Origin of the sequence: Streptomyces sp. NPDC059009 (assembly GCF_042740175.1) — a bacterium.
Lineage (GTDB): Bacteria > Actinomycetota > Actinomycetes > Streptomycetales > Streptomycetaceae > Streptomyces.
On the sequence record NZ_JBHYJB010000017.1, the window covers coordinates 45,784 to 62,119 of the forward strand.

Genomic DNA, 16,336 nt, shown 5'->3' on the forward strand with positions numbered 1-16,336 from the left:
ACGATCCGTCAATCATGCCCAGGAGAAGGGATTTCCCATGTCAGGGCGGCCCCCGGCGGTTTTCGCCGGGGGCGGCCGCCCGCCTGCGGCGCGTCAGTGGCATGGACCAATGAGCAGCAGAAACGCTGATCCGCCGGTGGGACAGAATGTGAGACGCGCGCCCGCCGCCAGTGGTCCGGTCCACCTGTTCGGGGGAGGCGTGTACGCGTAGGCGGGCGTAGTCGCCCGTACGAAAGCCCGCGTACGAAAGCCCGCGTACGAAGCCGAGCATGTGAAGCCGGGCATACGAAGGTCCGCGGTACGCCGCTGTCCTGGCGTACCGCGGACCGTCATCCCCGTCAGCGAGTGCCGACCGCCGCGCGCACGGCCCGGCGGGCCAGCTGGCAGTCGTCGTGCAGCCGCCTCAGCAACAGCCGCTGTTCCTCGCCGGACGGCGCAGCACCGAGGTGGGCCTGGCCCGGTGCCGCCGGGGTCTGGTCGCGCAGGGTGCGCTGCACGGCCGTTTCGTACGTACGGATCTCCCGGGTCAGGACCAGCATCAGGTTCACCAGGAAGGCGTCCCGAGCCGCTGGTCCCGCCGACTGCGCGAGCTGGCTGATCTCACGCCGTGCCACCGGGGCGTCCCCGAGGACCGACCAGAGCGTCGCCAGGTCATAGCCCGGCAGGTACCAGCCCGCGTGCTCCCAGTCCACGAACACGGGGCCCGCGGGGGAGAGCAGGATGTTGGACAGGAGCGCGTCGCCGTGGCTGAACTGCCACATGCCCTGGTGGCCCACGGAGTGCGCGATGCCGTGCAGAAGCTTCTGCAGGTCGCCCATGTCCCGGTCGGTGAGCAGGCCCAGTTCGTGGAAGCGGTTGATCCGCCGGCCGTAGTCGAGCGGCCTGCCGAACATCTCCGCCGGCGGACGCCACTGGCCGAGACGGCAGATCGCCGCGACCGCCGCCCGCACATCCGCGCGCGGGGGGGCCTCGGTCGGATGCCGCTGAAGTGCCGCCACCCGCCCGGGCATCCGCTCGATCACCAGCGTGCAGTCGTCCGGGTCGGCGGCGATGAGCCGGGGCGCCCGCACCGGGGGCCGGTGCCGCACGAACGACCGGTATGCCGCTATTTCGTGCCGGATCCGCTCGGCCCACACGGAGGAGTGGTCCAGTAAACACTTGGCGACGGCGGTGCTGCGTCCTGTCGTCCCGACCAGGAGCACGGTGCGCCCGCTGCGGCGCAGCACCTGGACGGGGTTGAACTCCGGACAGATGCGGTGCACCGACGCGATGGCGGTGCGCAGCTGCGCCCCCTGGGGGCCTGACAAGTCGAGTCTCCCGCTGAGCGGTTGGGCACCCGGGCCCGGTGCGCGACGGGTCCGGCCCGCGCCGAGCGGACCTGTCGCGGGTCGCGCGGGCTCCAGGTACGGGCCGCTCCCCTGAGGTCGGGTGTGCAGCGGCCGAGGCGGGGCGGACACGGAGGACGATGCTGCGTACATGGGCGATACAGATCCCTTCGTGTGCCAGCGAGTTGCTGCGCCTCCCGCCCCGGCCGCTCTGGGTGCACCCTGGGGAATGCCCTGCGGCAGCCGGGTCGGGGTGGCGCTTTCCTACCTGACACCCGTCGGCCCGTGGCACACCATGTGGCGCACCCTGGCGAACCCTGGCGAATAGTCGCTCAGCAACTGACAGAGGGCTACTGTCAACTCAGCCGAGAACCTGGGGGCTTGACGTGAACGGACAACCCAACACCCGCCTGTCGGACCTGTTCGGCCTGGCCGGATGGTCCAAGGGTGAGCTCGCGAGACTGGTCAACCGGCAGGCGGCCGCCATGGGGCATCCGCAGCTGGCGACCGACACCTCGCGGGTGCGGCGTTGGATCGACATGGGAGAGATCCCGCGCGATCCGGTGCCCCGGGTGCTGGCGGCGCTGTTCACCGAGCGACTCGGCCGTGTCGTGACCATTGAGGATCTTGGTCTGGTCCGGCACGGGCGCCTGGGTAAACAGCGCGGCGGCGGGGGTGTGGAACACCCCGACGGCGTGCCATGGGCGCCCGAACGGACGGCCGCGGTCCTCACCGAATTCACGGGAATGGACCTCATGCTCAACCGACGCGGCTTGGTGGGCGCGGGCGCTGCGCTTGCCGCAGGCTCCGCACTCAGCAGCGCCATGCACGACTGGCTGCACACCGACCCGGCCCTGGTGGCCGACGCCCCCTCGAACGCCGATCCCCTGTACGCCGACCCCGCTGGGTCCGACCGCTACGAGGCCGCCCCCATCGGGTCGCAGGAGATCGAGGAACTGGAACGCTCGGTCGAAGTCTTCCGCGCCTGGGACGCGGCCCGCGGCGGCGGGCTGCAGCGCAAGGCCGTGGTGGGCCAGCTCAACGAGGTGGGCGGGATGCTCGCCTACCGTCACCCCGACCATCTCCAGCGGCGCCTGTGGGGCGTCGCCGCCAACCTCGCCGTCCTCGCGGGCTGGATGTCCCACGACGTCGGCCTGGAGCCCACGGCGCAGAAGTACTTCGTGATCGCCGCGCACGCGGCCCGCGAGGGCGGCGACCGGCCGCGCGCCGGGGAGGCCCTGTCCCGGGCCGCCCGCCAGATGGTCCACCTGGGCAAGCCGGACGACGCCCTGGACCTGATGAAGCTCGCCAAGTCGGGCGCGGGCGAGGAGGCGCTGCCCCGCACCCAGGCGATGCTCTACACCATCGAGGCGTGGGCGCAGGCGTCGATGGGCAAGGGCCAGGCCACCCGCCGCACCCTGGGTCTGGCGGAGGACCTGTTCATCTCCGACAAGGGCGATGTGCCGCCGCCGAGTTGGATGCAGATGTTCGACGAGGCGGATCTGCACGGCATGCAGGCGCTGGTGTACCGCACGCTCGCCGACCACGACGAGAGCGTGGCGGGGCTCGCGCAGCGGCACGCCAAGGAGGCCATCGAGCTGCGCGCCAAGGGACACGACCGGTCGCAGATCTTCGACTACATCTCGCTCGCCTCGGCGTGCTTCATCGCGGACGACCCGGAACAGGCCGACCGCTACGCACGCCTCGCCCTGGTGTCGATGGGGGCCAACTCCTCACATCGCACCTGGGACCGGCTGCGGGAGATGTACCGGCTCACGGCGCAGTACTCGGGCTACCCGAAGATCCAGGACCTGCGTGAGGAGATCAAGCTGGCGCTGCCGAAGGCGCCCAAGGGGGCGGGGAGGACCGCGAGGGCCTAGCGACGAGGGCCTCCAGCACGTAGGAGGGGAAGGCCCTCGTCCGGCCCTCGCCGTCCAGGCGCCGTCAGGACATCGGGCCGTCCAGGCGCCAGGACATCGGGTCCTGCTCTACGTACCGATTCCTGCTCTACGTACCGATCCTGACGACCATGAGGCAGGCGTCGTCCTCGCGCGGGGCCTCGCCGAACTCCTCGACGGCCATGCGCACACAGTCCTGCGCGGACTGCGCCTGGGCGAAGCGGGGGGCGAGGCCGAGCAGCCTGCTCTGCGCGGCGTCCCGGGCGCGCCGGGGCACCAGTCCGTCGGTGTGCAGCAACAACAGGTCACCGGGGGCGAGTTGCTCCTCGGCCTGTCCGTACATCGCGCCGGAGGTCGCGCCGAGCAGCACGCCGTCCGGTGGGGTCAGCGTGCGCCCCGTCCCGTCGCGGAACAGCAGCGGGGCGGGGTGGCCGGCCTGGGCCCAGGTGAGGGTGCGGAGTGCGGGGTCGTAGCGGCCGCAGACGGCGCTGCCGAGCGCGGGCTGGACGGAGGTGTCGAGCAACTGGTTGAGATAGCCGAGGAGTTGGCCGGGCCGGGCCCCGGCGACGGCCATGCCGCGCAGGGCGCCGAGGAGCATCGCCATGCCCGAGGTGACGCTCACGCCGTGCCCGGTGAGGTCGCCGACGCTCAACAGCGTCTGTCCGTCCGGTAGTTCGAGCGCGTCGTACCAGTCGCCGCCGATGAGGGCGCTGGTCGAGGAGGGGAGGTAGTGGGCGGCCAGGTCGAGGGCGCCGGGGCCGCCGCGCGGGAACCGCAGGGTGCCGCGCCACGGGGGCAGCACGGCCTCCTGCAGTTCGACCGCGAGCCGGTGCTCGGTCTGCGCGATCTGCCGTTGGCGTTGCAGCGAGTCACGGGTCTCGCGCACCGCCCGCTGGCTGCGGCGCAGTTCGCTGACGTCACGCAGGACCGCCCACATGGAGGCGGTGCTGCCGTCGGCGGCGAGCACGGGCTCGCCCATCATGTGCACCTGCCGTACGCCGCCGCCGGGCCGTACGACGCGGAACTCGCCGTCGATCGGTTTGCCGTCGATCAGGCAGTCCGTGACCATCGTGGTCAGCCGGGGCTGGTCGTCGGGGTGCACCAGGGAAGGAAGTTCGTCGAGCGAGAGCGGGGGAGCGGAGGGGTCCCGGCCGAGGATCTGATAGAGCTCACCGGACCAACTGGCCTCGTCGTTGAGCAGGTTCCACTCCGCGCTGCCCACGCGGCTGAGCAGGGAGCCGCGCTGCGGCGGCAGGGGGGCGGCGGGCTGCGGCGGCGCGGCGGGCGCGGACTGCGGTGTGGGACCGTCCCGCAGTTGCGCCAAGTGCCCGTCGAGATCGTTGAGTTGATGGACCGCCAGATCGCACAGGGCGCGCTGCCAGCGGGCGTGCGGGTCGCGCTCGTGGCTGGTCCCGCGCCGTACGGCGTCGACCTCGCCGCGGAGCCGGCGCGTCTGCGTGATGAGGGCGTCGACCGCTCCGGGCTCGGGCGGCTGGCCTCCAGGGCGGTCCGCGAAGACATGGGACGGCATGAGGTGCTCCGATGAGGGTGCGGTGCGACCAGGTTGGGGAGAGGGACCGCTAAAGACTCTTGCACAGCCTGGAGTGCCCCGTAAGGGATTTGGCGACACCCGATGTGGTGGTGCTTATGGCATATGCCTTTGTCCTTCGGTCGCCGGGCCCGGGCAAGGGCGTCCCAAGTCAGCGTCGTACAGGGGTAGTTGGCTGGAATATCGCCGTACCCTTCGAGGCCGGGCCCATGTGGGGGTCCGGATCTCGCCATGGGGGCGGGCGGTGCGCGCGGCGGTGGGACGGGCGCGAAGAGTGGGGAGGGCGGGCAGGGCGGCGTGCCACAGCCCGCGACCGCGGCAAGATCCGCCGGACAGGTCCTAGGTCCGCAGGTAGTGGATCACCGCGAGCACACGGCGGTTGTGGTCGTGGGACGACGGCAGGCCCAGCTTGTCGAAGACCGCGGCCACGTGCTTCTCCACCGTGCCCGCCGAGACGACGAGGGCCTCGGCGATCGCCGCGTTCGAGCGGCCCTCGGCCATCAGGGAGAGGACCTGGCGCTCGCGGTCCGTGAGGGGGGCGAGTTCGGCGGCGCGGCGGCCCGCCCCGGCGAGCTGGGTGACCACCTCGGGGTCGAGCGCGGTGCCGCCCGCCGCGACCCGCTGCAGGGCGTCGGTGAACTCCGCGATGTTCGCCACCCGGTCCTTGAGCAGATAGCCGACGCCCGCCGAGCCGCTCGCGAGCAGCCGCGTCGCGTACTTCGTCTCCACGTACTGGGAGAAGAGGAGCACGCCCGTGCCGGGGTGGGCGCGGCGGATGTCGATGGCGGCGCGCAGCCCCTCGTCGGTGTGCGTCGGGGGCATCCGGATGTCGACGACGGTGACGTCCGGGCGGTGTTCGGCCACCGCCTCCCGCAGCGTGTCCGCGTCGCCGACCGACGCGCACACCTCGTGCCCCCGCTCGGTGAGCATCTGGGTCAGCAATTCCCGCAGTACGGCGGCATCCTCGGCGATCACGACACGCATGGGACGCATGCTCTCACGTGCCCGTTCTCACGCGTGCGGCGGCAGTTCGACGGTGACCGCCGTGGGGCCGCCTTCCGGGCTGCGGAGGTCCAGGGTGCCGTCCACGGTGCGCACCCGCTGGGCGAGTCCGGTGAGTCCGCTGCCCGCGCCGAGGGTGGCGCCGCCGTGTCCGTCGTCCGTGACGCGCAGGCGCAGAACCCCGTCCTGCTGGGTGACGGTGAGGGTGGCCCGTCGGGCGCCGCTGTGCTTGATGACGTTGGTGAGGAGCTCGGCCGCGCAGAAGTAGGCGATGGTCTCGATCGCCGGGGTGGGGCGCTCGGGGATGTCCGCCGCGTACTCGACCGGTACGGAGCTGCGGGACGCCAGGGTGGCGAGGGCCTCGGGCAGTCCGTCGTCGAGGACCGGGGGCAGCACGCCCCGGACCAGGTCGCGGAGTTCGGTGAGCGCCTCGGTGGCGTTGAGGTGGGCGCTGTCGACGAGCCTGCGCACCCCGGCGAGGTCGGGCGGCGGTGCCCCGTCCTTCTCGGCGAGGCGCTCCTTGACCATGTCCAGGCTCATCGCCACCGCCACGAGCCGCACCTGCGCCCCGTCGTGCAGATCCCGCTCCACCCGGCGCAGCAGCGCCACCGAGTCGTCCACCGCGAGCGCCCGGGTCTCCTCCAAGTCCCGTACGCGCTCCGCGAGTTGACCCGGCCCCAGGAGAGCGTGCTGCAGCCAGCGGTCGGCGCCCACGACGAGGCGGGTCAGCCACGGCGCGATCAGGAGGATCGCGGCGCCGAGGGCGACCAGGGCGAAGGTGCCGGGGAACGTGGTGATCTGCGGGGTGCCGCCCGCGAACGACGGCGTGAAGTTGGGGGTTCCGCCGACGTCGCCGTGCTCGGGGCTGCCGTGCCCGAACAGCAGCCACCGCAGCGGCGCCGTCAGGTTCAGCAGGCCCGTGGCCCACCACAGCACCGCGTACATCCCGAGCGCGCCCACAGGCAGCTTCGCCATCACGTACGCGACCGCGCGCCACGCCGAGCCGTCCCGCAGCCGGGTGTCGAGGCGCGCCATGAAACCGCCGGCCGGGACCGGCGCGGGCGGCGCGGGCACCCGCTCCCCGAGCAGCCGGGCGGCGAGCCCCCGGTGCGCCGCGCCGAGGCCGCGCGCGAGCAGCGTCCCGGCGACCAGCAGGCCGAGCCCGAGGACAGCCCCGAGGAGCGAGACCGTGAACCCGGCGCCGAGCGCGAGGACGACGGCGAGGACGACGCCGCCCGCGACCGCGAGGGGGAAGCCGATGAGGCAGTAGGCGGCCTCGGCCCAGGCCCGGCGGGAGCCGGGTGCCCGTAGCACCGCGCGTGTGACCTGCATGAATTGCGTGGACTGCATGGGCTCAGTTTCCCTCAGGCGTCCCTGCGGGCCAGCAGCCGGCCGCCCGCGCCGAGCACCGCCACCGCGTACCCGCACATCAGCAGGAAGCCCGGCCACGGCGCGAGCATGTCGGGCACGGTCTTGGCGACGGCCAGCGAGTTGGCCGCGATCATCGTCGGGAAGAACTGCGCGACGGCCGGGCCCGAGACGCCGCCGATGACCGCGGGCAGCACGAAGGTGATGCCGACGAGGACGGCGATGGCGCTCGCGGTGTGCCGGGTGAGCGCGCCGACGCCGATGCCGATGAGTGCGATCAGGGCGAGATACGCGCCCGACATGAGCAGTGCGCGCAGCACGCCGGAGTCGCCGATGGCGGGCCGGGGCACCCCGTCGCCGAGCGCGGCGCGCCCCGCGAAGAACGTGACGAAGGTGACGGCCTCGCCGACGAGGAGCGTGATCCCGCCGTACACGGCGGCCTTCGCGGCGAGCACCGTGCGCCGGTCGGGGATCGCGGCGAACGTCGACCGGATCGAGCCCGAGGAGTACTCCCCGGTGACGAGGAGGACCCCGAGGACACCGATGAGGAGCTGACCGAGCGCGACACCGGCGAGAACGTTGTTCGTCGGGTCGAACGAGGCGGCCTTGTCGGCGCTCGGCGCCTTGGTGTTGGCCATGGTGACCACGCCGATGGCGATCATTCCCGCCACCACGAGGAACAGGGCCCAGAACGTGGAGCGCAGGGTGCGGAGTTTGATCCACTCCATGCGCGCCGCCTGGCGGAAGCCGTGGTGCCCGGTGGCGGGCGCGCCGAGGGTGGCGGGGGTACTCAGGGCGCTCATCGCGCGCTCCTCTCGGGGTTGTTCGCGTAGCCGCTCGCCGGGGCGGCGCTGCCCCGGTAGTCGGCGCTGCCGGACGTGAGCGCGAAGAACGCCTCCTCCAACGACCGCCCCTGGGAGGTGAGTTCACGCACCGACGTGTCGGCGAGCAGCCGCCCCTGGCCGATCACCACCAAGTGGTCGGCGGTCAGGGCCATTTCGCTGATCAGATGGCTGGAGAGCAGCACGGTGCGGCCCTCGGCGGCCAGGGACTTCATCAACTCCCTGATCCAGCGGACCCCTTCGGGGTCGAGCCCGTTGACCGGCTCGTCGAAGAGCAGCACGCCGGGGTCGCCGAGGAGCGCCGCGGCGATGCCGAGCCGCTGCGCCATGCCGAGCGAGAACCCGCCCGCCCGCCGCCCCGCGGCCGCGGTCAGACCCACGGTCTCCAGGACGGCGTCGACGCGGGCGCGCGGGATGCCGCCGCCCGCGGCGAGCGCGGCGAGATGCGCGGCGGCGCTGCGCCCGGGGTGGTACGTACGGGCTTCGAGGAGCGCGCCGACCTCCCGCAGGGGCCAGCGCAGCTCCTCGTAACGACGGCCGTTGATCCGGGCCTGCCCGGCGTCGGGCCGGTCCAGCCCCATGATCATGCGCATCGTGGTGGACTTCCCCGACCCGTTCGGGCCGAGGAACCCCGTCACCGCCCCCGGCCGCACGTCGAAGCTCAGCGCGTCGACGGCGACGGTGGGTCCGTACCGCTTGGTGAGACCCTTGGCCTCGATCATCACAACTCCCTGCGTGTCCCTGCGTGCGTGCCCCTGACCTGCTCCGGTCACTGCACTTTCACGCTAGAACCCGCAGGTCAGCGGCGGAACGAGGCTTTCCTCCGTCCTGCGGTGGGGGATATCCCCCAGAGGGCCGGGCCCGGACCGGTCCCGCACCGGGCCCGTGCGGCCAGTGGTGGTTCCCGGACCATGTGAGGGACTTGACGGACCTAGGAGCGCTCGCCGGGCAGTGCGGCCAGCCAGGCCGCCGTCTCGTCGGGGCGGGCGAGGCGCAGGGTGGTGAGCGGGGCGAAGCGGGGGTCGCGGGTCCGTTCGGCCAGGGTGCGGCGGCGGCTCGCGTACTGGGACCAGGCCGACCACGCCGGGTGGTCGGAGGTCAGCCACTCCGACCAGGTCTCCCGGTTGCCGCCGAAGACGCGCTCGCGGGTGGCCGTGCGGCGGAGCGAGCGGCGCAGGACGCGGGGCATGATCACGCGGCGCGGGTAGTCGAGCCAGACGACGGTGTTGGCCCGCTCCCACATCAGGTCGCGGACCTCAGGGGCGCCGAGCGAGTCCATGACCCAGCGGTCCTCGGCCGTCAGGCGTGCCACCGTTTCGGCCAGCCGGTCGTTCACCGCCCAGCCGGGCCCGGTGAAGTACAGCGCGTCCATCTCGTGGTACGGCAGGCCCAGTCGCTCGCCCACGGCGCGGGCGAGCGTGGACTTGCCCGCGCCCGTGACACCCACCACCAAGATCCGTCGCATGGCCGCCCACCCTACGGCGTGAGCGTCAGCGTCAGCGTCCGCCCGTACGGACCGCACCCGCGCTGGCCGCGACCACCATCGCGATCGCCGCGCACTGTGGCAGCGTCAGCCCCTGGCCGAGGACGAGGAAGCCCGCGAGGGCGGCGACGGCGGGCGCGAGGCACGTCAGGACCGCGAACGTCGGCGCGGGCAGCCGCCGCAGCGCGAGCAGCTCCAGGGTGTAGGGCACCCCCGAACTCACCACGGCGATGGCCAGGCCGAGCCCGAGCACCGCCGGTTCGAGCAGCGTGGCGCCCGCCGCGCCGATGCCGAGCGGCAGCGTGACCAGGGCGGCCACCGACATCGCGATGGCCAGGCCGTCCAGGCGCGGGAAGCGGGCGCCCGCACGGGAGTTGAACACGATGTACGCGGCCCACATCGCCCCGGCGCCGAGGGCGAAGGCCACCCCCGCCACGTTCAGGCTGCCGAATCCGTCACTGCCGAGCAGATACACCCCGGCGAGCGCGAGCCCCGCCCACAGCAGGCTGGCGGCGCGGCGCGAGGTGACCACCGAGAGCAGCAGCGGCCCGAGCACCTCCAAGGTGACGGCCGCACCCAGCGGGATCCGGTCGATCGCCTGGTAGAAGAGGCTGTTCATGCCCCCGAGCGCGAGACCGAAGCCGCAGACCACGGCCCAGTCGGCGCGCGCGTACCCGCGCAGCCGGGGCCGCGCCACGACCAGCAGCAGCACGGCGGCGAACGCGATGCGCAGCGCGACCGTGCCGAGCGCTCCGGCGCGGGGGAACAGCAGCGCGGCGAAGGCCGACCCGAACTGCACGGACAGCGTCCCGGCCAGGACCAGGCCGACGCCGGTGAGGGAGCCGCGGCCGGGGGCGCGCCGCAGGACGGCGCCCGCCGGGGTGGCGGTGGCCGCGGCGGGGGTGGCTGCGGCGGGGGTGGGGCCGGTGCTCGTCGGGACGGAGGGGGTGTCGGCCGGGGCGGTGGTGGTCGCGGTCGGGGCGGCGGGGCCCGTCCCCGTCGGCACGGCGGTGGGCGTCGCCGGGGCGGAGGCGGTTGCCGCCAGGGCCACGGCGGACTGTGCCGGGGCCGAAGGGGCTGGAGGGGTCGAAGGCGCCGAAGCGGTCCGTCCCGCAGGGGTGTTGTGCGCCGGGGACGAGCGGTGCGACGTGGAGGTCATGCCCCCACGCTAGGAACCCACGCCCGCCGCGTGAAATGCCTATTCCACTGCCGTTATGCTCCGTAGGCATGACCATCGAGCTGCGTCATCTGCGGGCCTTCCTCGCCATCGCCGAGGAGGGCGCCATCACCCGCGCCGCCACCCGCCTCCACCTGGGCCAGCCCGCGCTCTCCCGCACCCTGCGCCAGCTCGAGGACCACCTGGGCACCCGGCTCGTCGACCGCTCCACGCACCACCTGGAGCTGACCGCCGAGGGGGAGACGTTCCGCGACAAGGCCGCCGCCGCGCTCGCCGCCGTGGAGACGGCCCTCGACCCCAGGGGCCTCAAGAGCTGGCCGCTGCGGCTCGGCCACACCTGGGCGGCGTTCGGCGACCGCACGGTCCCGCTGCTGCGCCGCTGGGACGAGACCCGCCCCGGCACCCCGCTGGAGCTGCTCCGCGTCGACGACCGCACGGCCGGGCTCACCCGCGGGAAGGTCGACGCGGCGCTGCTGCGCGGCGCCGTCACCTCGCCCGGGCTGCGCACGGAACCGCTCCTGTACGAGGAGCGGGTGGTCGTCATGGCCGCGGACAGCCCGCTCGCGGCGCTCCCGCGGGTCACCCTGGCGGACCTCGTGGCGCACCCCATCGCGATCAACACCGTGTCCGGCACCACGACCCTCGACCTGTGGCCGCCGACGGCACGCCCCGCCGCGACCCTCGAGGTGACCAACACCGACGAGTGGCTCATCGCCATCGCGGCGGGCCGGGCCGTGGGCGTCTCCACCTCGGCCACCGCGAGCAACCACGCGCACCCGTCGCTGATCTACCGGCCCCTCGCGGGCGCCCCCACCGTGCCCGTCGTCCTGGCCTGGCGCGAGGGCGTCGGCCACCCGGCCATCCCGGACCTGGTGGCCCTGGCGCACGACATCTACGGGGCCGGGCAGGAGGGGTAGCCGCTCAGCGGGAGGGCCAGTCGCTCAGTGCGGGATGCCGTCGATGAGGTCGCGGGCGCCCTGGCGCAGCAGCGTGACCGCCACCGATGTGCCGAGGGTCGCCGGGTCCAGGGGGCCCGCCCACTCGTGGGCGTTGAGGACCGTCTTGCCGTCCGGCGTGAACACGCGGGCCCGCAGCGAGAGGTCGCCGCCGCGCTCGGCGCGGGCGTACCCGGCGATGGGGGAGTTGCAGTGGCCCTGCAGGACGTGCAGGAACATGCGCTCGGCGGTCGCCTCCCGCCAGGCGTCCGGGTCGCCGAGGCCCGTCACCGCGTCGATGGTCTCGGTGTCGTCCTCGCGGCACTGCAGCGCGAGGACCCCGGCGCCGATCGGCGGGCACATCGCCTCCACCGAAAGGACCTCGCTGACCACGTCGAGCCGGTCGATGCGCTCCAGTCCCGACATGGCGAGGAGCAGCGCGTCCGCGTCGCCCGCAGCCAGCTTCTCCATCCGGCGGCCCGCGTTGCCGCGCATCGGCACGCACTCCAACTCGGGGTGGGAGGCGGCGAGTTGGGCGATGCGGCGCACCGACGACGTGCCGATGCGGGTGCCCGCCGGAAGCTCGTCCAGGGTCAGCCCGCCCGGGTGGATGAGCGCGTCGCGGATGTCGTCCCGCTTCAGGAACGCGGCGAACGTGGTGCCCGCGGGCAGCGGCCGGTCGGCCGGGACGTCCTTGACGCAGTGCACCGCGAGGTCCGCCTCCCCGGCGAGCAGCGCGGCGTCGACCTCCTTGGTGAAGGCGCCCTTGCCGCCGAGCTTCGAGAGGTCACCCATCCAGCGGTCACCGGACGTCGTCACGGGCACGACCTCGGTACGGATTCCCGGGTGCAGCGCACCCAGTTCGGCCCGCACCCGCTCCACCTGGGCCAGCGCCATGGGGGAGGAACGGGAGACGATGCGGATCAGTTCAGGGGCAGACATGCGCTCCACCATAAGTCCTCCGGGGCGCGCTCTCCGCATTCACTTGCACACCGGTGGGGCGTCAACGGGCGTATGGATCAAGGGGATTGCAGACCGTACGACAAGCCCTGCGGCCGGCCGTACGACAGGCGCCCGGCTCGTCGTAGGGCAGGCGTGCGGCACCGGGGGCCCGCCGCCCCGAAATGCGCGCGCCCCCAAGTCCCCTTACCGTGAACCCGCCCGCGCCCCTGAGCGCTCGCTCCGCCCGCTGCCCGCCGCCTGGGAGGCTCCCGGTGTCCAGCCCCATCACCCTCGCCCCGATGACCGCCGCCCACCTGGCCGACGTCCTCGAACTCGGCCACGAGGTGTACGACACGACGGTGAAGCCGTACACGTCCTGGTCGCTGTCCGCGATCGCCGCGCACATGGACGGTGCGGGCTCGGCGTGCCGGGTGGCGCTCGACGGGGAGCGCGTGGCCGGGTTCGTGCTCGGCTCGATGGGGTTCGACCAGCGCACGGACTGGGGGAACCTGGAGTGGATCGCCAGCGCCCCCGCGTACCAGGGGCAGGGCATCGCCACCCGGCTGGTCCAGGCGTGCGTCGCGGCGCTCACGGAGGCGGGCGCGACCGCCGTCGTCACGGACGTGGAGTCGCGCAACACCGCGTCGGCCGGGCTGATGCGGCGCAACGGCTTCCGCGAGACGGTGTCGGTCACGCTCTTCGTGAGGGAGAGCGGAACCGACACGTCCGCGTCCGTCTGACGTCCGACCGCGCGGCCACCCGGCTGTCCCCCGACCGGCCGGCTGGCCCGCTGACCGGTCGGCTAGTCGAACATGCCGGGCTGGTAGTCGCCCGCGGGCTGCTGGGTGATGACGTTCACGCGGTTGAAGGTGTTGATGAGGGCGATGAGCGCCACCAGGGCGGCGAGCTGGTCCTCGTCGTAGTGCTTGGCGGCGTTCGCCCACACCTCGTCGCTGACGCCGCCCGCCGCGTCGGCGATGCGGGTGCCCTCCTCGGCCAGCTCCAGGGCGGCGCGCTCGGCGTCGGTGAAGACCTTGGCCTCGCGCCAGGCCGCGACCAGGTTGAGCCGCACGGAGGTCTCACCGGCGGCCACGGCGTCCTTGGTGTGCATGTCGAGGCAGCCGGCGCAGCCGTTGATCTGGCTGGCCCGGATCTTCACCAGCTCCTGCGTCGCGGTCGGCAGCGCCGAGCCCACGATCGCCTTGTTGGCCGCGATGAAGTGCTTGAGGGTCTTGCCGATGACCGCGTTCTCGAAGAGGTTCAGACGGGGTTCCATGACCCACTCCTTGGTCGTTCCTGTTGGCTACACACCTAGGACGGAACGACCTCGCCGGAATGTGACACGGGGAGGGGTGTGACGCGCGTCTCGTCACGGGGCCTTCCGCCAGACGACGACCTCGGTTCCCGGCCCGCGTTCGGAGAAGCGGCCCGCGGGTGAGGCATCGCTCAGCAGGTGGCGCAGCTCCGACTCGAAGGCGGGGAGGCCGGCGCCGAACAGGTGCGGGGCCGCGGACGACAGGGAGAACACCCACGCCACGACGTCGTCGGCGGTGCGCACCAACTCCTCCCCGCCGGGGACGACATGGCGCTCGGGCCCGGCGAACCTCGCCCGCGCGTAGTACTCCTCCTCGCCGCCGGGCGTTCCCTGCGGCAGCACCCCGCGGCCCGCCCGCCGCACCGGCCCCAGGTGGCGGACGACCAGCTCCTGGACCGCCTCATACGGAACCACCGGCCACGGCAGTGCGCCCCCGGCGGCCGGCGGATCCTCCTTGGCGTCGGAGATGTGTACCAGGGCACCACCGGGCCGCAGCATGTCCCGTACGGTCGCCGCCACCAGCGCGCGGTCCATCCAGTGGAAGGACTGGGCGAGGGTCGCCACGGTGAACTCGCCGAGCCCAGAGGGCAGTTCCTCGGCCCGCGCCCGCACCCACCGGGTCTTCCCGGCGACCCCTTGCGCGGCCGCCGCGCGCACGGCCTCCTCGATCATCCCGGCGTCCGGGTCCACGCCGACGACCTCACCGAAGCGGTCCACGAGCGTCAGCCCGACCGTGCCGGGCCCGCACCCCACGTCGAGGAGCCGCCCCCGCCCGTCGAGCCCGAGCACCCCGGCGAGCACCTCCGCGAGCCCGGGCGCATAGGGCAACCGCCCACGCCGGTAATAGGCGGCCGTCCCCGCGAACAGACTCTCGTCCCACTCCCACCCGGCCACCACGCCCGTCACCACCTGTCCACGACTGCATCGACGACCGACCCGACGATACGGGGCGCAAGCCGTCGTCACCCCCGCTCACCTCCCGGCTCCAACGGCGGCGCCTGCACGCCCAGATGGGACGTGCACTGCGGTGCGTTGCCCGGGTCGCCGTGCCACTGCTCCGGGGTGGGGCGTACGAACACGGCCGCTGCCAGGGCCGCCAGGGCGAAGAGGGACGCGCAGCCGAACGCCGCCCGGTGGAAGGAGGTGTTGAGGGCGACCGGGTCCGCGTACGCCGTGCCGGAGAGGCCGACCGCCAGCGGGAGCGCCGCGACGACCAGGAGTTGGGCGATGCGGGCCGCCGTGTTGTTGACGCCGCTGGCCAGGCCCGCGCGGCTCGCGTCGACCGAGGCCAGGACCGTGGCCGTCAGCGGCGCCACGAAGGTGCTCATGCCCAGGCCCAGGACGACGACGGCCGGCAGGACGTCCGTCACGTACGAGGAGTCGGGGCCGACGCGGAGCAGGAGCAGGACGCCGGCCGCGGCGACGAGCGGGCCGAGAGTGAGGGGGAGCCGGGGGCCCAGGCGGGTGGCCAGGGCGCCCGCGGGGGCCGAGAGCAGGAGCATCAGGACCGTGATGGGGAGCGTCGCCGTACCCGCGCGCAGGGCGTCGTAGCCGAGGGTCGTCTGCAGCTGGACCGGGAGCATGAACAGGATGCCGCCGATGGCCGCGTACAGGCAGAGCGTCATGAGGTTCGCGGCGGAGAAGAGCGAGGAGCGGAACAGGCTCAGGGGCAGCATGGGGTTGGTGCGGCGGCGCTCCGCCAGGATGAAGGCGATGCCCGAGAGGAGGCCGACTGCCCCTGGGACAGCGGCTGTTGCGGGTGCGTCGCCCGACGCGCCGACCAGCGCGAAGCTGATGCCCGCGAGGCAGAGCGCACCGAGGACCGCGCCGAGCACGTCGAAGGGGCGGTCGGCCGCCGACTCGTCGCGGCTCTCCGGGACATGGCGGGCCCCGAACAGCACCAGGGCCGCCAGCGGGATGTTGATGAGGAAGATCCAGCGCCAGCCGGGCCCGTCGATCAGCCAGCCCCCGAGGAACGGCCCCACCGCGCCCGCCACCCCGCCGAGCCCCGACCACGCGCCCACCGCCTTCGCCTGGTCGCGCGGGCGGAACGACGACCGTACGAGCGCGAGGGAGCCCGGGGTCAGAAGCGCCCCGCCGACGCCCTGCAGGGCGCGGGCCGCGATGAGCATGCCCACGTTCTGGGCGAGCCCGCACGCAGCCGAGGCGAGCGCGAACCACACCACCCCCACGACGAGCACCCGGCGCCGCCCGAAGCGGTCCCCGAGCGCCCCGCCGAGCAGCAGCAGCGCGGAGAGCGTGAGCATGTACGCGTTGACCACCCACTGCAGCGCCGACAGCGAGGCGTCCAGGTCACGGCCGAGCGTGGGCAGCGCGACGTTGATGACGGTGCCGTCCAGGAGTGCCATGCCCGAGGCGAGGACCGCGCAGGCCAGCACCCAGCGGCCGCGCGCGGAGGCGAGGGCCACCCCGGCGGCGGCCGGTGAACCGACGTCTGCGGCCGCGGAGTTCATGGGTGTACGGGTCTCCTCGGTGTACG

General features: G+C 73.4%; 15 protein-coding genes. 3 read left to right on the forward strand and 12 right to left on the reverse strand.

Annotation, left to right across the window (positions count from 1 at the left end; all coding sequences use genetic code 11):
- Positions 1-338 precede the first annotated feature (338 nt).
- Positions 339-1,478 (reverse strand): aminoglycoside phosphotransferase family protein, encoded by a 1,140-nt coding sequence (locus tag ACFWYM_RS18650; RefSeq protein ID WP_384837718.1) that lies wholly within the window; start codon positions 1,476-1,478, stop codon positions 339-341.
- A 233-nt stretch (positions 1,479-1,711) separates the two neighbouring features.
- Between ACFWYM_RS18650 and ACFWYM_RS18655 the strand changes: the two genes are divergently transcribed.
- On the forward strand, positions 1,712-3,205 hold the full coding sequence (locus ACFWYM_RS18655) for a hypothetical protein (RefSeq protein ID WP_384837721.1): 1,494 nt from the start codon (positions 1,712-1,714) through the stop codon (positions 3,203-3,205).
- Positions 3,206-3,332: 127 nt separating this feature from the next.
- Here the strand turns inward: ACFWYM_RS18655 and ACFWYM_RS18660 are convergent, their stop codons facing one another.
- The 7 genes from ACFWYM_RS18660 to ACFWYM_RS18690 form a co-directional block, all read right to left on the reverse strand.
- Positions 3,333-4,754, reverse strand: coding sequence for a PP2C family protein-serine/threonine phosphatase (locus ACFWYM_RS18660; RefSeq protein ID WP_384837724.1), 1,422 nt, complete (start codon positions 4,752-4,754; stop codon positions 3,333-3,335).
- A 357-nt stretch (positions 4,755-5,111) separates the two neighbouring features.
- Entirely contained in the window at positions 5,112-5,756 is a 645-nt protein-coding gene (locus ACFWYM_RS18665; protein ID WP_384837727.1) for a LuxR C-terminal-related transcriptional regulator, read from the reverse strand.
- A gap of 27 nt (positions 5,757-5,783) precedes the next feature.
- On the reverse strand, positions 5,784-7,124 hold the full coding sequence (locus tag ACFWYM_RS18670) for a sensor histidine kinase (RefSeq protein WP_384837730.1): 1,341 nt from the start codon (positions 7,122-7,124) through the stop codon (positions 5,784-5,786).
- Between the two features lie 14 nt (positions 7,125-7,138).
- The gene (locus tag ACFWYM_RS18675; RefSeq protein ID WP_384837733.1) at positions 7,139-7,945 is read right to left on the reverse strand and encodes an ABC transporter permease; all 807 of its coding nucleotides are present in this window, start codon (positions 7,943-7,945) and stop codon (positions 7,139-7,141) included.
- Positions 7,942-8,706 (reverse strand): ABC transporter ATP-binding protein, encoded by a 765-nt coding sequence (locus tag ACFWYM_RS18680; RefSeq protein ID WP_384837736.1) that lies wholly within the window; start codon positions 8,704-8,706, stop codon positions 7,942-7,944. The genes ACFWYM_RS18675 and ACFWYM_RS18680 overlap by 4 nt, the downstream gene beginning before the upstream one ends.
- A 209-nt stretch (positions 8,707-8,915) precedes the next feature.
- Positions 8,916-9,449, reverse strand: coding sequence for an adenylate kinase (locus ACFWYM_RS18685; RefSeq protein ID WP_384837739.1), 534 nt, complete (start codon positions 9,447-9,449; stop codon positions 8,916-8,918).
- A gap of 31 nt (positions 9,450-9,480) precedes the next feature.
- Positions 9,481-10,332, reverse strand: coding sequence for a DMT family transporter (locus ACFWYM_RS18690; RefSeq protein WP_384838050.1), 852 nt, complete (start codon positions 10,330-10,332; stop codon positions 9,481-9,483).
- 362 nt (positions 10,333-10,694) lie between these two features.
- Here ACFWYM_RS18690 and ACFWYM_RS18695 point away from each other — a divergent pair, with 362 nt between their 5' ends.
- Positions 10,695-11,561, forward strand: a complete 867-nt coding sequence (locus ACFWYM_RS18695; RefSeq protein ID WP_384837742.1) for a LysR family transcriptional regulator — start codon at positions 10,695-10,697, stop codon at positions 11,559-11,561.
- Positions 11,562-11,585: 24 nt separating this feature from the next.
- On the opposite strand, the gene hemC is transcribed toward ACFWYM_RS18695, so the two are convergent.
- Positions 11,586-12,521 carry a hydroxymethylbilane synthase gene (hemC, locus tag ACFWYM_RS18700; RefSeq protein ID WP_384837746.1) on the reverse strand — a complete coding sequence of 312 codons (936 nt, stop codon included), beginning with the start codon at positions 12,519-12,521 and terminating at the stop codon, positions 11,586-11,588.
- A 272-nt stretch (positions 12,522-12,793) separates the two neighbouring features.
- On the opposite strand from hemC, the gene ACFWYM_RS18705 reads away from it, so the two are divergent.
- A complete protein-coding gene (locus ACFWYM_RS18705) occupies positions 12,794-13,261 on the forward strand; it encodes a GNAT family N-acetyltransferase (RefSeq protein ID WP_384837749.1) in 468 nt (155 codons plus the stop codon).
- 62 nt (positions 13,262-13,323) lie between these two features.
- Here ACFWYM_RS18705 and ACFWYM_RS18710 read toward each other — a convergent pair whose 3' ends face one another.
- The 3 genes from ACFWYM_RS18710 to ACFWYM_RS18720 form a co-directional block, all read right to left on the reverse strand.
- Positions 13,324-13,797 (reverse strand): carboxymuconolactone decarboxylase family protein, encoded by a 474-nt coding sequence (locus tag ACFWYM_RS18710; protein WP_384837752.1) that lies wholly within the window; start codon positions 13,795-13,797, stop codon positions 13,324-13,326.
- A 93-nt stretch (positions 13,798-13,890) separates the two neighbouring features.
- Positions 13,891-14,733, reverse strand: a complete 843-nt coding sequence (locus ACFWYM_RS18715) for a class I SAM-dependent methyltransferase (protein WP_384838053.1) — start codon at positions 14,731-14,733, stop codon at positions 13,891-13,893.
- A 65-nt stretch (positions 14,734-14,798) separates the two neighbouring features.
- The gene (locus tag ACFWYM_RS18720) at positions 14,799-16,310 is read right to left on the reverse strand and encodes a DHA2 family efflux MFS transporter permease subunit (protein ID WP_384837755.1); all 1,512 of its coding nucleotides are present in this window, start codon (positions 16,308-16,310) and stop codon (positions 14,799-14,801) included.
- Positions 16,311-16,336 lie beyond the last annotated feature (26 nt).

Bases quoted from the DNA above. Each gene is read 5' to 3' on its own strand.
- hemC (WP_384837746.1), bottom strand. From the start codon at position 12,521: ATGTCTGCCCCTGAACTGATCCGCATCGTCTCCCGTTCCTCCCCCATG.
- ACFWYM_RS18675 (WP_384837733.1), bottom strand. From the start codon at position 7,945: ATGAGCGCCCTGAGTACCCCCGCCACCCTCGGCGCGCCCGCCACCGGG.
- ACFWYM_RS18720 (WP_384837755.1), bottom strand. From the start codon at position 16,310: ATGAACTCCGCGGCCGCAGACGTCGGTTCACCGGCCGCCGCCGGGGTG.
- ACFWYM_RS18710 (WP_384837752.1), bottom strand. From the start codon at position 13,797: ATGGAACCCCGTCTGAACCTCTTCGAGAACGCGGTCATCGGCAAGACC.
- ACFWYM_RS18695 (WP_384837742.1), top strand. From the start codon at position 10,695: ATGACCATCGAGCTGCGTCATCTGCGGGCCTTCCTCGCCATCGCCGAG.
- ACFWYM_RS18650 (WP_384837718.1), bottom strand. From the start codon at position 1,478: ATGTACGCAGCATCGTCCTCCGTGTCCGCCCCGCCTCGGCCGCTGCAC.
- ACFWYM_RS18665 (WP_384837727.1), bottom strand. From the start codon at position 5,756: ATGCGTGTCGTGATCGCCGAGGATGCCGCCGTACTGCGGGAATTGCTG.
- ACFWYM_RS18660 (WP_384837724.1), bottom strand. From the start codon at position 4,754: ATGCCGTCCCATGTCTTCGCGGACCGCCCTGGAGGCCAGCCGCCCGAG.
- ACFWYM_RS18680 (WP_384837736.1), bottom strand. From the start codon at position 8,706: ATGATCGAGGCCAAGGGTCTCACCAAGCGGTACGGACCCACCGTCGCC.
- ACFWYM_RS18685 (WP_384837739.1), bottom strand. From the start codon at position 9,449: ATGCGACGGATCTTGGTGGTGGGTGTCACGGGCGCGGGCAAGTCCACG.
- ACFWYM_RS18670 (WP_384837730.1), bottom strand. From the start codon at position 7,124: ATGCAGTCCACGCAATTCATGCAGGTCACACGCGCGGTGCTACGGGCA.